This window comes from Actinomycetospora lemnae (assembly GCF_028737315.1).
GTDB classification, from domain to species: domain Bacteria; phylum Actinomycetota; class Actinomycetes; order Mycobacteriales; family Pseudonocardiaceae; genus Actinomycetospora; species Actinomycetospora lemnae.
The window spans coordinates 1-13,911 of record NZ_JAQZAO010000026.1; the positions used below are offsets into that span (position 1 = coordinate 1).

At 76.2% G+C, this 13,911-nt stretch carries 13 protein-coding genes; 4 read left to right on the forward strand and 9 right to left on the reverse strand.

Annotated elements, in window-relative coordinates:
* Positions 1-48: 48 nt before the first annotated feature.
* The 5 genes from mihF to PGB27_RS29255 all read right to left on the reverse strand — a co-directional run bounded on the left by mihF (position 49) and on the right by PGB27_RS29255 (position 4,463).
* Positions 49-360 carry an integration host factor, actinobacterial type gene (gene mihF, locus PGB27_RS29235; protein ID WP_274203977.1) on the reverse strand — a complete coding sequence of 104 codons (312 nt, stop codon included), beginning with the start codon at positions 358-360 and terminating at the stop codon, positions 49-51.
* A gap of 312 nt (positions 361-672) precedes the next feature.
* The gene (locus PGB27_RS29240; RefSeq protein WP_274203978.1) at positions 673-1,305 is read right to left on the reverse strand and encodes a class I SAM-dependent methyltransferase; all 633 of its coding nucleotides are present in this window, start codon (positions 1,303-1,305) and stop codon (positions 673-675) included.
* The gene (locus PGB27_RS29245) at positions 1,295-2,212 is read right to left on the reverse strand and encodes a lysophospholipid acyltransferase family protein (RefSeq protein ID WP_274203979.1); all 918 of its coding nucleotides are present in this window, start codon (positions 2,210-2,212) and stop codon (positions 1,295-1,297) included. Before PGB27_RS29245 ends, PGB27_RS29240 begins: the two co-directional genes overlap by 11 nt.
* Positions 2,209-3,138 carry a GNAT family N-acetyltransferase gene (locus PGB27_RS29250; RefSeq protein ID WP_274203980.1) on the reverse strand — a complete coding sequence of 310 codons (930 nt, stop codon included), beginning with the start codon at positions 3,136-3,138 and terminating at the stop codon, positions 2,209-2,211. The genes PGB27_RS29245 and PGB27_RS29250 overlap by 4 nt, the downstream gene beginning before the upstream one ends.
* A 167-nt stretch (positions 3,139-3,305) precedes the next feature.
* Positions 3,306-4,463, reverse strand: coding sequence for a glycosyltransferase family 4 protein (locus tag PGB27_RS29255; protein WP_274203981.1), 1,158 nt, complete (start codon positions 4,461-4,463; stop codon positions 3,306-3,308).
* A 370-nt stretch (positions 4,464-4,833) separates the two neighbouring features.
* On the opposite strand from PGB27_RS29255, the gene PGB27_RS29260 reads away from it, so the two are divergent.
* The 3 genes from PGB27_RS29260 (at position 4,834) to PGB27_RS29270 (ending at position 8,096) form a co-directional block, all read left to right on the forward strand.
* Positions 4,834-5,670 (forward strand): SAM-dependent methyltransferase, encoded by an 837-nt coding sequence (locus PGB27_RS29260; protein WP_274203982.1) that lies wholly within the window; start codon positions 4,834-4,836, stop codon positions 5,668-5,670.
* A 316-nt stretch (positions 5,671-5,986) separates the two neighbouring features.
* The gene (locus tag PGB27_RS29265; protein WP_274203983.1) at positions 5,987-6,370 is read left to right on the forward strand and encodes a transglycosylase family protein; all 384 of its coding nucleotides are present in this window, start codon (positions 5,987-5,989) and stop codon (positions 6,368-6,370) included.
* 82 nt (positions 6,371-6,452) lie between these two features.
* A complete protein-coding gene (locus PGB27_RS29270; protein ID WP_274203984.1) occupies positions 6,453-8,096 on the forward strand; it encodes an FAD-binding dehydrogenase in 1,644 nt (547 codons plus the stop codon).
* 116 nt (positions 8,097-8,212) lie between these two features.
* On the opposite strand, the gene PGB27_RS29275 is transcribed toward PGB27_RS29270, so the two are convergent.
* The 4 genes from PGB27_RS29275 to PGB27_RS29290 form a co-directional block, all read right to left on the reverse strand.
* Complete coding sequence (locus tag PGB27_RS29275; RefSeq protein WP_274203985.1) at positions 8,213-8,863, reverse strand: response regulator transcription factor; 651 nt, start codon at positions 8,861-8,863, stop codon at positions 8,213-8,215.
* The gene (locus PGB27_RS29280; protein ID WP_274203986.1) at positions 8,860-10,110 is read right to left on the reverse strand and encodes a sensor histidine kinase; all 1,251 of its coding nucleotides are present in this window, start codon (positions 10,108-10,110) and stop codon (positions 8,860-8,862) included. Before PGB27_RS29280 ends, PGB27_RS29275 begins: the two co-directional genes overlap by 4 nt.
* Before the next feature lie 85 nt (positions 10,111-10,195).
* Complete coding sequence (locus PGB27_RS29285) at positions 10,196-12,106, reverse strand: serine hydrolase domain-containing protein (protein WP_274203987.1); 1,911 nt, start codon at positions 12,104-12,106, stop codon at positions 10,196-10,198.
* A gap of 132 nt (positions 12,107-12,238) precedes the next feature.
* Positions 12,239-12,670: a hypothetical protein gene (locus PGB27_RS29290; RefSeq protein WP_274203988.1), complete on the reverse strand. Its 432-nt coding sequence runs from the start codon at positions 12,668-12,670 to the stop codon at positions 12,239-12,241.
* Between the two features lie 87 nt (positions 12,671-12,757).
* Here PGB27_RS29290 and PGB27_RS29295 point away from each other — a divergent pair, with 87 nt between their 5' ends.
* Entirely contained in the window at positions 12,758-13,750 is a 993-nt protein-coding gene (locus PGB27_RS29295; protein ID WP_274203989.1) for an aldo/keto reductase, read from the forward strand.
* The last annotated feature ends 161 nt before the right edge of the window (positions 13,751-13,911 follow it).

Sequence of the window (13,911 nt, forward strand, 5' to 3'; positions counted from 1 at the left end):
AGTCCGGAGGACTCCCGACCGCCCCGTCGTCGTCGTGGTCTGCTGAGGTCAGCCGAGCGCGCTGACCAGCGCCTCGCGCTGGCGCGAGCCGAGGCCGGCGACGCGCCGGTCCTCGGGGATGCCGGCCTGCTCGAGCACGGCCGCCGCCTTGGCGGGGCCGTAGCCGGGCAGCGCCCGGACGAGCTGCGACACCTTGGTCTTGCCGGCGATCGGGTCGCTCTTGCCGCGGTCGAGGACCGCGGGGATCGTCTCGTCGCCACTCTTGATGCCGGCCAGGAGGGCCGAGCGGGCCTGGCGAGCCTCACGCGACTTCGCCTGGGCGGCCTCGCGCTGCTCGGGAGTCAGGGTCGGGAGGGCCATCGCGGTGTCTCCCCTCTCTGTGGTGCGGGTCGTCGCGGCGGGCCGCGACGTCGGTACGGACCGGTCGCACAGACGGTCACACGGACGGTCGGTCGACACCGCACGCCACGCCGCGACGGCTGCCGCGATCCGGACGCCCGGGCCGATGGTTGCGGGACGGTACACCAACCCGCCGAGCACCCCGCCCCTGACCTGGGCGTATCCGTGTGCGACGGACATCCGTGACCGCTCGGCGCTCGCGCGATCACCCACCCGCGCCTCCCCCATCCCGCGCGTGAGCACCGGGAGCCCCACCGACCGAACCGGTCGCGGTCAGCGACGAGGACGTGACGCCCGGTACACGATCGCCGGCGGCAGGTTCCGCCAGACCACCGGCGACGTCTCGACCTCCGCGAAGCACTCGTCGAGCTCCTCGCGCAGCGCCCGCGCCGGGGCCGCCCAGGCCGTCGCGCAGTACGCGAACTGCACGAACACCCCGTCGTCGACCAGCGCGCGGGCGACGACGGGCAGCAGCGAGTCCTCCCGGCCCGGCCGCGTCGCCGACCACCCCAGGCCGCTGACCACCGCGTGCGCCCCGCGGATGTCCCGCAGCGCGAGCAGCGCGCCGAGGTCGGCGACGTCCGCGGGCACCACCTCGACGGTCGGGAAGCGCCCGGCGAGCCGGTGCGCGAGCACGGGGTTGAGCTCGACCGCGAGCTGGCGGCCGCGGCCGGCGAGGCGGTGGGCGAGCAGGCCGGTGAACGCCCCGCTGCCGGCGCCGAGCTCGACCACCACCGGGTCGGGCGGGACACGGCGCAGCGCCGCGTCGGCCATGCCGCGGGCGAGGGCGGTGCTGCTCGGCCACACCGACGCCGTCGCGACCGGGGCGCGGACGAACTGCGCGGCGAACACCGCGCGGTCGGCCAACGACGCCTCGCGGGGCGCCGGGGTCTCCTCAGGCGACATGCTCGAGGTCCCGGGTCGTCGGCAGCGGGGTCACGGTGCGCCGGGCCGCCGGGTGCCCGACGGGGTCGGGCGGCAGGACCGCGGCGACGGCGTCCGCGCAGCCCCGGGCGAGGGCGCGTCGGGCACTGGCGCGGGCGGGCCCGGGCGGCAGGGCGGTGGTGTCGACGACCGCGCACGTGGTCACGTCGACGACGACGTCGCCGACCGCGAGCACCCGCAGCAGCGACGCGGCCAGGGTGTCGTCGCCGATGAAGGCCGCGGTGGCGTCGACGGTGCCCCGCTCCGCGGTGAGGCGCCCGTACCGCACGGCCACCGGCACCACCGGGGCACCGGCGTCGTACGCGGCCTGGAACGCGGCCGGCCGGAACGGGCCGAGGTCGCGGCCGCAGCGCGTCGTCCCCTCGGCGAACACGCCGATCGGGGTGCCGGCGCGCAGGGCGTCGGCCAGGCCCGCCACCGCTCCGGGCAGGTCCCGCAGCCGGTCGCGGTCGAGGAACACCGTGCCGGCGCGGGCGGCCATGATCCCGAGCACCGGCCACCGCCGGACCTCGGTCTTCGCGAGCATCCGGACCGGTGCGACCGCGTGCAGGGCGAAGACGTCGAGCCAGGAGACGTGGTTGGCGACGACGAGCGCGCCGGACGGGGCGGCAGGACCGGTGTGCCGCACGCGCACCCCGCAGGCCGACAGCACCGCGGCCGCCCAGACGCGCTGCACGACCGCCGTCGCCGACGGGCCGAGCAGCGGCACCACGAGCGCCGCGAGCAGGCCCGCGACCAGCACCACGAGCAGCGCCGTGCCCCGCACGAGCAGCCGGACCGCCCGGCGGAGACGGGCCGTCCGGCTCCCCGGCACGGCCACCGGCAGGCAGCCCGGGCCGCAGGGCGAGGTGGGCGACCAGGCGTTCACCCGGCCTCCCCGAACAGGTAGCGACGCCAGCGCGGGTCGATGGCGGTGTGGTCGAGCAGGACGAACAGGTCGGCGACGCCGAAGTCGGGGTCGAGGGCCGGCACCCCGCCGATCTCGGCGCCGAGGCGCAGGTAGCCGCGCAGGAGCGGCGGGAGCGCGGCGACGGCGGCCTTGCGGGCGCCGGGCGCCTCGGGGTCGTGGTCGGCGATCGGGGCCTCGCGCCACGGGCGGACCCGCCGCGCGGCGGGGGCGAGGTGCTTCGACGCGACGAGCGACCACACGCCGCCGGGCATCGCGCCCGCCGGCGTCAGCGGCACGCTCGCGCAGCCGACGACCCACCGGTGCCCGGTCAGCATCATGTATCGGCCGATCCCGGCCCAGACCAGCGAGAGCACGACACCGTGGCGGTGGGCGGGGTGCACGCAGGAGCGCCCGACCTCGACGATCTCGTCGCGCAGCGGCGCCAGGGCGGTGAGGTCGAACTCGGTGTCGGAGTAGAGGCCGCCGGCCGCGCGGGCCCCGTCGGGGGTGAGCATCCGGTAGGTGCCGACGATCTCGCCTCCTGCGTCCTCGCGGACCACCAGGTGGTCGCAGTGGGCGTCGAAAGCGTCCGCGTCGCGGCCCTCGGCGGCCGCGGCGAGCGCGATCGCGTCCTCGGCGGCGGGGCGGGCGCCCTGCTCTCCGGCGAACACGGCGTGGCGCAGCCGCTGCGCGGCGGCGACGTGGGCCGGCTCGCGGGTCAGCAGGAGGCTGTAGCGACCGGCGGCGTCGGAGGCGGCGTCACCGGACGTCTCCGCCCCGACGACGACCGGGGTGGGCCCGGTCGGCGGGGTGGGCCGCGCCGCCTGCGCCGCCTGCGCCGCGTGCTCGTCCTGGGTCTCGGGAGCGGGTCCGACCGACCGCGCCAGCACCTGGGATGTGGCCATGGCCCGGTGTCTACGGGCCGAGATCGCCCGGGGGCCCACCCCGGCGTGACCGTCGAGTGTGATCCGGGTGAACTCGCATGTGCGCTCCGCGCACCTGAGCAGAAAGACGTGCCCCAGCACTCTTTTCTGCTCACCTGCGCATCAGAGCCCGCACGCCGACAGGGCACCTACGCCGCGGGCGTGGCCACGGGCGTGGGCTCCTCGGTGGCGTCGCCGGCGAGGACCGCGGCGTAGTGCCCGAGCAGCTCCTCGCAGATCGAGGGCCAGGTGCGGCCCAGCACGCGGCGGCGGCCGGCGGCGCCGACGACCGCGCGGGTGCCGGGGTCGTCGCGCCACGCCGCGACCCGCCCGACGATCTCGGCGCCGGCCGTGGGCGAGGTCGGGTCGTAGAGCCAGCCGGTGCGGCCCGGGTCGACGAGGTCGGCGACGCCGCCCGCATCCGGCGCGATCACCGGCAGCCCCGAGGCCTGGGCCTCCTGGACGGCCTGGCAGAAGGTCTCGTGCGGGCCGGTGTGCACGAAGGCGTCGAACGAGGCGTAGGCGCGGGCGAGCTCGGTGCCGCCGCGGAAGCCCAGGAAGTGCGCGGAGGGCAGCAGCTCGCCGAGGCGCTGGCGCGACGGACCGTCGCCGACGACGACCACCCGCACGCCCGGGAGGCCCTCCAGGGCGGCGAGACGCTCGACCTGCTTCTCCGGCGCGAGTCGCCCGACGTACCCGACGAGCATCTCGCCCTCGGGCGCGAGCTCGGCGCGCAGGTCGGCGTCCCGGCGCTCGGGGTGGAAGCGGGCGGTGTCGACCCCGCGACCCCAGCGGTGCACGCGCGGCACGCCGTGGGAGCGCAGCGCGTCGACCGCCCACCGCGACGGCGCGAGCGTGCGGGAGGCGCCGCTGTGCAGCCGCCGGATCCAGCGCCAGGCCGCCCGCGCGGTCAGGCCGATGCCGTACGACGAGGCGAACCCGGCGACGTCGGTCTGGTAGACGGCGACCGCGGGCACGCCCATCCGGCGGGCCACCGTCAGCGCCCGCGCGCCCAGGACGAACGGGGACGCGAGGTGCACGACGTCGGGCCGGTACTCCTCCAGCGCGGCGCGCACGGCGGGCGTCGGCACCCCGATCGGCAGCGAGTCCACGACCGGCAGGTCCACCGACGGCACCCGCACCACCGGCACGTCCGGGGCACCCGGCACCTCGTCCGGGCCCGCCCCCGGCGCGATGACCATGGCGGAGTGGCCACGACGCTGCAGGTGGGCGACGACCTGGAGCACGGAGTTGGTGACGCCGTTGACGGCGGGGAGGAACGACTCGGTCACGACGGCGACGCGCACGAGCGCACCGTTGCCGTCCCAGGGCCACGACGGCCGACGACGACGTGTCCCTCGTCCTAACACCGACCCAACACTGCGGTCGCCGGGTGGCGGGCCCCGGTCCGACCGATCCCGCCCCACCGGATCGTGGTCACCCACGGTCAGAACGGGGACGGACGACTCTGGATCCTCCGGCGTGTCGCGTGTCCGCAGCGCGGCGTGTCGACCACGGTCGGTCGATCTACGCCTCAGTACTGCGCGTGTCGGGCGATCCTCTCGTGTTGACAGGTCGGTGGCGCTGTCGGCTACTGGACACCGACGTCACCACACGGCGGCGTCCGCGCATGCCCGGACGCGGTGCGCCGCGGAGACGACGAGGAGGAGGAGGACCGTGGTCGACGCCCCCTCCTACCCGTGGTCGTCGGGCGTCCCCGAACCCGGCGACTTCGACCGCCCGAGCTCGGCGCGCGTCTACGACTTCCTGCTCGGTGGCACCTCCCACGGCGCGGTCGACCGCGTCCTCGGCCGGGACCTGATGCGCGCCGAGCCGCTCGTCGAGTCGATCGCGCGCGAGAACCGCTCGTTCCTGCGCCGCGCGGTCACGTTCCTCGCGCACGCCGGCATCGACCAGTTCCTCGACCTCGGCTCGGGCATCCCGACGATGGGCAACACGCACGAGGTCGCCCGCCGGGTCCGGCCGGACGCGCGGGTCGCGTACGTCGACATCGACCCGGTCGCGGTCGCCCACGGCGAGCTGCTGCTCGGGCCGGGGACCCGCGGGGTCTCGGTGACGCACGCCGACCTGCGCCACCCCGAGGCCGTCCTCGCCGCGCCCTCGGTCACCGAGGTGCTCGACCTCGACCGCCCCGTCGCCGTCCTCATGTTCTCGGTGCTCCAGCACGTGCCCGACGCCGACGACCCGGCCGGTGTCGTCGCGGGTTACCTGTCGCGGACGGTGCCCGGCAGCGCGCTCGCGGTGTCGCACTTCTCCGGCGACGACCCGCGGGTCGACAGCGAGGCGATCCGCCGCCTCACCCACGCCTATCCGGGCGGGACGGCGACGCCGCGCTCGGGCGCGGAGCTCGCCGCGATCATCGGCGACGTCGAGCTCGTCGAGCCCGGACTGGTCTACGCCGCGCAGTGGCGCCCGGAGAACAGGCGGCACCAGGGCCCCCTCGACACCGCGTGCTGTGGGCACCGCGCGGCGGTGGGGTTCGTCCGCGGCTGAGCGCGCCTCGGCACGCGGACCGCTCACCTCGACGCCTCGCGGCCTGGTCGCACCGAACGGAGCATCGTTCGGCGCCCGTTGCTACTCCGTTCGCCGTCCGACGCGGCCGAACGACCACTCACCGCGACACCCACCCGTGGGCCGGTCACGGCTCGTCACGAAAGGTCTCGGTTCGGTTACGGTTCCTGCCACGCCGTCCCGCTCCCCAGCACGACACGGGCGGCGGACGGGCCGCCGGGCGGGGACCTCCCCGCCCCCTCGAGCCCGCCCACCTGGTCGACATCCGAGACGAACCCCCGAACGAATCGGAGCCCCGATGTCTGGTCGCCACGCCATGCCCGCCGCCCCCTCCCGCCCCCTGCTGCGCGCCGGGGTCGTCGCCGCGGCCGCCGTCACCGGCCCGCTCGCCATCAGCGGCACCGCGCTGGCCGCGCCGTCGGTCTCCCCCGACTCGAACGCCACCTGGGACCGCCTCGCCATGTGCGAGAGCACCCAGAACTGGGAGGCCGACACCGGCAACGGCTTCAAGGGCGGCCTGCAGTTCACCGAGTCGACGTGGGAGGAGTTCGGCGGCGAGCGCTACGCCACCTCCCCCGACGAGGCCAGCCGCGAGGAGCAGATCCGCGTGGCCAAGAAGGTCCAGGACGAGCAGGGCTGGAACGCCTGGCCCACCTGCTCGGAGAAGCTCGGCCTGCAGTAATACGTGCAAGCCTGGCGTCCACGCTGACGCTGGACGTCAGGAAATCCCCCCGCTCGCCGTCCCCGCTGCCACGATGTCGTTCATGCCTGACGCCGACGTCATCGTGGTGGGGGCGGGGCTCGCGGGCCTCGTCGCCACGGCCGAGCTCGCCGACGCGGGCCGACGGGTGATCCTGCTCGACCAGGAGCCCGAGGCCTCGCTCGGCGGGCAGGCGTGGTGGTCGTTCGGCGGGCTCTTCCTCGTCGACAGCCCCGAGCAGCGCCGCCTGCGCGTGCGCGACTCGTTCGACCTCGCCTGGTCCGACTGGACCTCGAGCGCCGGCTTCGACCGCCCCGACGAGGACCGCTGGGGCCGGGAGTGGGCCCGCGCCTACGTCGAGTGGGCCGCCGGCGAGAAGCGCGCCTGGCTGCACGCGATGGGCGTGCGCTTCTTCCCCGTCGTCGGCTGGGCCGAGCGCGGCGGGGCGTCGGCCACCGGGCACGGCAACTCGGTGCCCCGCTTCCACATCGTCTGGGGCACCGGGCCCGGCATCCTCGAGCCGTTCCTGCGCCGGGTCCACGCCGCGGTCGCCGACGGCCGCGTGACGATCCGCTGCCGCCACCGCGTCGACGGCCTGACGACGACCGGCGGCGCGATCAGCGGCGTGTCCGGCGCCGTCCTGCAGCCCTCCGAGGTCGCGCGCGGCGAGTCGAGCTCGCGCGCCGTGGTCGGTGACTTCGCCCTGAGCGCCGACGCCGTCGTCGTCACCTCGGGCGGCATCGGCGGTGACCACGACGCCGTCCGCGCCGCGTGGCCCGAGCGCCTCGGCCCACCCCCGCAGAACATGATCTCCGGGGTCCCCGCGCACGTCGACGGCCGCATGATCGGGATCAGCGAGGACGCCGGCGCGCGCGTCGTCAACCGCGACCGGATGTGGCACTACACCGAGGGGATCGTCAACCACTCCCCGGTCTGGCCGCTGCACGGCATCCGGATCCTGCCCGGACCGTCGTCGCTGTGGTTCGACGCCGAGGGCCGGCGCCTGCCCGCGCCGCTGTGGCCCGGCTTCGACACCCTCGCCACGCTCGAGCACATCCGGCGCACGGGCCACGACCACACCTGGTTCGTGCTCACCCAGCGCATCCTCGAGAAGGAGTTCGCGCTCTCGGGCTCCGAGCAGAACCCCGACTTCACCGGCCGCGACATCCGGCTGACGCTCCAGCGCGTGCGGCCCGGGCCCACCGAGCCGGTCGCGGCGTTCCAGCGCTCGGGCGAGGACTTCGTGCAGGCCGACGACCTCGGCACCCTCGTCGACCGCATGAACGCCCTGACCCCGACGCCGCTGCTCGACGCGGCGCGGGTCGAGCGGGAGGTCCTCGCGCGCGACGCCGAGCTCGCCAACCCGTACGGCAAGGACGGCCAGCTCGCGGCGATCCGGGGCGCCCGGGCCTACCTCGGCGACCGCCTCGTCCGCGTCGCCCCGCCCCACCGGATCCTCGACCCGGCGGCCGGGCCGCTGGTGGCGGTCAAGCTGCACATCCTCACCCGCAAGACCCTCGGTGGGCTCTGGACGGACCTCGACGGGCGGGTCCTCCAGGCCGAGGGCTCCCCCCTGCCCGGCCTCTACGCCGCCGGCGAGGCCGCGGGCTTCGGGGGCGGCGGGGTGCACGGCTACCGCTCGCTGGAGGGGACGTTCCTGGGCGGCTGCCTGTTCTCGGGTCGCCAGGTCGGCCGCGCCCTGGCGTAGGCCGCGGCGAGGTCCGGGGTGTTCCGGCCTGGCGTCCACCTGCCGGCGATCCGGGACAGCACGCCGACAGGGCCGGGGAAGCCCCCACGATCACGCGCGCCACGGCCCGGGCCGGCTCAGCGCGCGATCCCGTGCCGGTAGGCCCAGACCACGGTCTGCACCCGGTCCCGCGTCCCGATCTTCGTCATCGCCCGGCCGAGGTGCGACTTCACCGTGCTGACCTCCACCACCAGCTCCGCGGCGATCTCGGCGTTCGACAGCCCACCGGCGAGCAGCCGCACGATCTCCGTCTCGCGGGCGGTCAGCGCGGCCGCGGCGTCGGGACGCGGAGGCGTCGCGGGCCGCCGGCGGGCGAACTCCGCGATGACACGCCGGGTGACGGCGTGGTCCACGAGCCCCTCCCCGGCCGCGACGCGCCGCACGGCGTCGACGAGGTCGTCGGGCTCGGTGTCCTTGAGGACGAACCCGCTGGCCCCGGCCTCGAGCGCCCCGAACACGTACTCGTCGAGGTCGAACGTGGTGACGACGAGGACCGCGGGGACCGGGTCGTCGCCGGCGACGATCTCGCGTGTCGCGGCCAGCCCGTCGCCGCCGGGCATGCGCACGTCCATGCACACGACGTCCGGCGCGAGCCGGCGCGCGAGGCGCACGGCCTCCGGTCCGTTCGCGGCCTCGCCGACGACCTCGACGTCGCCCGCCGCCTCGAGGAACATCCGGAACCCCGCGCGCACGACGCCCTGGTCGTCGGCCAGCACGACCCGGATCACGCGGGGCTCCTCGGCAGCTCGAGGCGCACCCGCCACCCGCCGTCGGGGAGCGGCCCGACGTCGAGGGTGGCGCCGATCAGCTCCGCCCGTTCCCGCATCCCGATCAGTCCCAGGCCGCCGGGACGCGGCTCGGGCGCGGCCGCCGACGGTCCGTTGCGCACCTCGAGCACGGTCGCCCCCTCCTGGTGCTCCACGCGCACGGTCACGGGCGCGCCCGGCGCGTGGTCGCGCGCGTTCGACAGGGCCTCCTGCGCCACCCGGTAGACGCTGACGTCGGCGACCGGCGGGAGCTCGCGCGGGGTCCCGTCGACGTGCAGCGAGGCCCCCGACCCCGCCGCCAGCTCCGCCAGGGCCGCGAGCCCCGGCACCGGCGCACCGCCGTCCGCCAGGCCGTCCTCCTCACCGTCCTCCCCGCGCTCCCGCAGCGCGCCGACCACCTGCCGCAGGTCCTGCAACGTCGCCCGGCCCCGGGCGCGGACGTCGGCGGCCGTCCGGCGGGCGGCGGCGGGGTCGCGGTCGATCAGCCGTTCCACCACCGAGGCCTGGACGACCATCGCCGCGAGGTGGTGCGCCGCGATGTCGTGCAGCTCGCGGGCCAGGCGTGCGCGCTCGGCGCCGACCGCGGCGTCCGCGCGCGCCCGCTGCGCCGCGACGGCCTCCGCGGCGCGCAGCCGCGCCATCTCGGCGTAGCGCCGGCGCGTCGCGACCCACGCGCCGAGCATCGTCGCCGCGAGGTAGGTGAGCACGGACGACACGAGCTGCGTCAGCACCGCGGCGACGGTGGCGGCCGCCGGCGCCGACCCGACGACCCCGGCGGTCTCGACCAGCCCGGCGAGCCCGGCGAGGGTGAGCGCCCGGCGCGGTGGCGACCACGCCCCGCACGTGTACGCGGCGATCACCGGTGCCGGCCCGCGCAGGAAGCCCGCGGGTGGCAGGACCGCGGCCATCGCCACCTGCAGGGCGATCGTCACCGCGAGGCACAGCGCCGGACGGGTGCGCCGGACGGCGAGCGCACCGGACTGGACGACGAGCAGCACCAGCACCGCGGGCACCGTGAGCGGGCCGCCGCGCAGGGCGGCCCCGAGCGCCGGGTCCGCGAGCACCACCAGCACCATCGCGACCGACACGACCGCGACCACCGCGGCGAGCGCGGCGTCCCGGCGTCGGGGCGTCGTCAGGCCGATCCGGTCGAGCGCCGCGTCGGCCCGCGCGGCGACGCCGGGCTCCAGCGGGTCGGGGGAGGTCATGCGTCACCGGCCTTCGTCGTCACCGCGCGTCGGGGATCGTAGGACGCCGCTCAGTAGCCCAGGTCCGGCCCGAGCAGCCCGTAGGTCACCGCGACGCCCGCGACCGCCAGGAGCGCCAGGACGACCAGCAGCCGCCCGGCCACGCCGAGGGCGCCGATCCGGCGGCGCACGCCGAGGACCACCGCCACCGCGGCCGGCAGCACCGCCACGACCCGAGGACCTGGAGCCCGACCAGCCCGGCGAGCACGGGCGTCGGCACGTCGACCAGGCCCGAGATCGCGAGGACCGCGCCGACCCAGCCGCCGATCGCGACCACCGCGGCCACCGCACCGAGCCACGTCGCCAGCAGGGCGAGGCGTTCACCCCGCGGGACCGCGACGCGACGGCCGTAGCGGCGACGGAGCCACGCCCCCACCGGCCAGGCCACCAGGGCCCCCAGCAGGACGGTCACCGCGCCCGCCAGCACCGGCAGGACGATCGCCGCGCGACGCTCGGGTGGGGCGGGGAGCAGTGTGAACGCGCCCTCGACGCCGAGGGCGGCGACGCGGCCCTGCTCGAGGCGCATCGCGACGATCCGCTGCCCGCCGGCCTCCTGCCACACCCACGGCCGGACCTCGCGGTAGACCGCCGGGTGCGCGCTGAGCGGTCCCGGCGCGAACAGCAGCGTGCCGTCGGGACGCGGGGTGACAGTGACCTGCCCGCCGAGGTTCATCGCGGACAGGAAGGTCGTGAACGGGGCCCGGGCGGACTCGTAGGTGCCCTGGGCCTGGGCCGCGCGCTCGGCCGAGCCGGGCACGCCGCCCACGGCGGGGGCGCCCGGGAAGTAGCGGTCGGCGAAGCCGTGGAGCACGGTCTCGCGGAGCTCCAGGCTGTCCGTCGCCCCACGACCCGCGCCGTTCATCGTCACGAAGATGCCGGTGCGCTCGGCGGGGTGGAGCTGCAGGTGCGAGTGGAAGAACTGGGTGTCGCCGCCGTGGCCGAGGATTCGGCGCCCGTTACGGCTCTCGTCGAAGAGGCCGAGGCCCGTCCGCGGCCCCTCGGCGAGCGCGCCGAGGGTGTCGGCACCCAGGGCGGGGCTGCGCATCAGGTCGCGGGTCGCCGGCGCCAGCAGGGTCGGCGGGCCCAGCTCGGCGATCATGAAGCGCGCCATGTCCGCCGCCGACGCCGTCAGGGACCCGGCGGGCGAGGGCCGGACCGTCTCGAACGGGGCCGCAGGGGCGTCCACGGTCGGGAACGCCCCCGACAGCCGCGCACGCAGCGGCGCCGGGAGCGGCTGGGCGAACGTCGACGAGCTCATCCCGGCGGGGTCGAGCACGAACCGCTGGACATAGTCGGCGAAGGGCATGCCGCTGACCCGCTCGACGACGTAGCCGGCGAGCCCGTAGCCGTAGTTGGAGTAGGCCGGCGTGGTGCCGGGGGCGAACACCTGCGCGGGCGGGTCCGTCGCGAGGTGGTCGCGCAGGTCCTCGGTGCCCTCGCCGAGAGTGATCAGCCCCCGGATCCGCTCCTCGAACCCGGCGCTGTGGGTCAGCAGGTGGCGCATGGTCACGGGCGGCTCGAAGCGCAGCGGCAGCGGGAAGTCGAGGTGGCGACGGACGTCGGCGTCGAGGTCGATCCGGCCCTGCTCGACGAGCTGGAGCACCGCGGTCGCGGTGAACACCTTGGCCACCGAGCCGACCCGGAACAGCGTCCGCTCGGGATCGACCGGTGCTCCGGTGGCGGTGTCGGCCAGCCCGTAGCCACGGCTGGTGAGCACCTGCCCGTCCCGGACGACGGTGACCGCGGCCCCCGCGATGCCCGCCCGGTCGAGCCCGGCGGGCACGACGCCGTCGAGCCAGGCGTCGAGGTCCTCGCGGGTGAGGGCGGCGGTGCTCGTGGGCGCGGCGGGTGCCGATGTCACGGTGGAGGCGCCGCCCGCACACCCGGCGAGCAGCGCCGTCAGCACCAGGACCAGGGCGATCACCACGCCCGGTCGGCGGGGTCTCGTGTCGCTCACGGCGGCGGCCTCCTCGCGCGGTGGAACCGGTCGCCGGGAACGCTGCCGTGCGGCGGGTCCGGACACATCGCGCGCAGGTCGCCTCCGCGTCTCCGACCTCCGTCGGAGACGACGGTCACGCGTGGGCGAACCTCAGGCGCGGGCCCGCCGTCGCCGCAGCAGGACCATCACGGCCACGATCACGAGCAGCAGGGCGGCGGCGCCCAGCACGCGCCAGGTCGTGCCGGCGCCGGTGTCGGCGACCGTGATCGTGGTCTCGAGCGGGCGCCCTCCGCACGTGGCGGTCACCCGGACCGGTCCGGGCGCGGCGTCGGCGGCGATCGTCACCGTGGAGGACACCGCCCACGGCTGGTGGCCCTCGGGGTCGCGCTCCCACGGGGTGCCGGTGACGCCGGGACCGGTGGCCGGGGTCGTCGCGGGCTCCTCGCAGCCCATCTGCGCGGGCAACGACGTGCCCGGCGCGAGCGGGGCGCCGTCACCGATGACGAGACCGGGATCGGCCGTCGCGGTCCCCGCACCCAGCGCGAGCAAGGCCACCACCAGCGACGTCAGGAGCAGGCGCACCCGCTCACCGTGCCATCGCCACGTCGTCCACGGGGCCGGCGTGCGGGCACACGTTCAGGGTGGATCGGCCCGGGGCAGTCCGCGGCCATGGAGCATCGCAACCTCGGCAGCCAGGGCCTGCGCGTCTCCGCGCTCGGCCTCGGCTGCATGGGCATGACCTTCGCCTACGGCGGTCAGGACGACACCGAGTCGCGCGCGACGATCGAGCGCGCCCTCGAGCTCGGCGTCACGTTCCTCGACACCGCCGACATGTACGGCCCGCACACCAACGAGGAGCTGCTCGGGTCGGTGCTGGCCGGCCGGCGCGACGAGGTCGTCCTCGCCACCAAGTTCGGCAACGAGATCGGCCCCGACGGGAAGGGCACCGGTCGCGTCAACGGACGCCCCGAGTACCTGCGCGGCCAGATCGACGGGTCGCTCCAGCGCCTCGGCACCGATCACGTCGACCTCTACTACCAGCACCGCGTCGACCCCGAGGTCCCGATCGAGGAGACCTGGGGCGCGATGGGCGAGCTCGTGACGGCCGGCAAGGTCCGCTACCTCGGCATCTCCGAGGCGGCCCCGGACACGATCCGCCGCGCCCACGCCACCGCGCCGATGAGCGCGGTGCAGACCGAGTACTCGCTGTTCACCCGCGACGTCGAGGACAACGGCGTCCTCGCCACCTGTCGCGAGCTGGGCGTCGGCTTCGTGCCCTACAGCCCGATCGGCCGCGGCTTCCTGTCCGGCACGATCCGGCGCACCGAGGACCTCCCCGAGGGCGACTGGCGCCGCAACTCCCCGCGGTTCCAGGGCGAAGCGCTGCAGGCCAACCTGCGGGTGCTCGACGAGGTCAACGCGCTCGCCGAGCGCAAGGGCGTCACGCCGACGCAGCTCGCGCTCGCGTGGGTGCTGGCGCAGGGTGACGACGTCGTGCCGATCCCGGGCACGAAACGCCGCCGCTACCTCGAGGAGAACGCCGGCGCCGCCGACGTGACGCTCAGCGCCGAGGAGCTCGGGGCCATCGAGGAGGTGGCCCCGGTCGGCGTCGCCAGCGGCGAGCGCTACCCCGCCGCCGCGATGCGGACGCTGAACCACTGACGCCCTCGTGAGCAGTTGCCGCGCCCATGGGCGCGTGTGGTGTCTCAGCACATCTGGCACAGGTCTGTCTCAGCGCATCGGAGACAGGTTGGTGGTCCGCTGGTAGCGGATGGTGCGGTCGAGGGTAAGGCTGGCGGCGACGGTGTCGTCGATGAGCACGG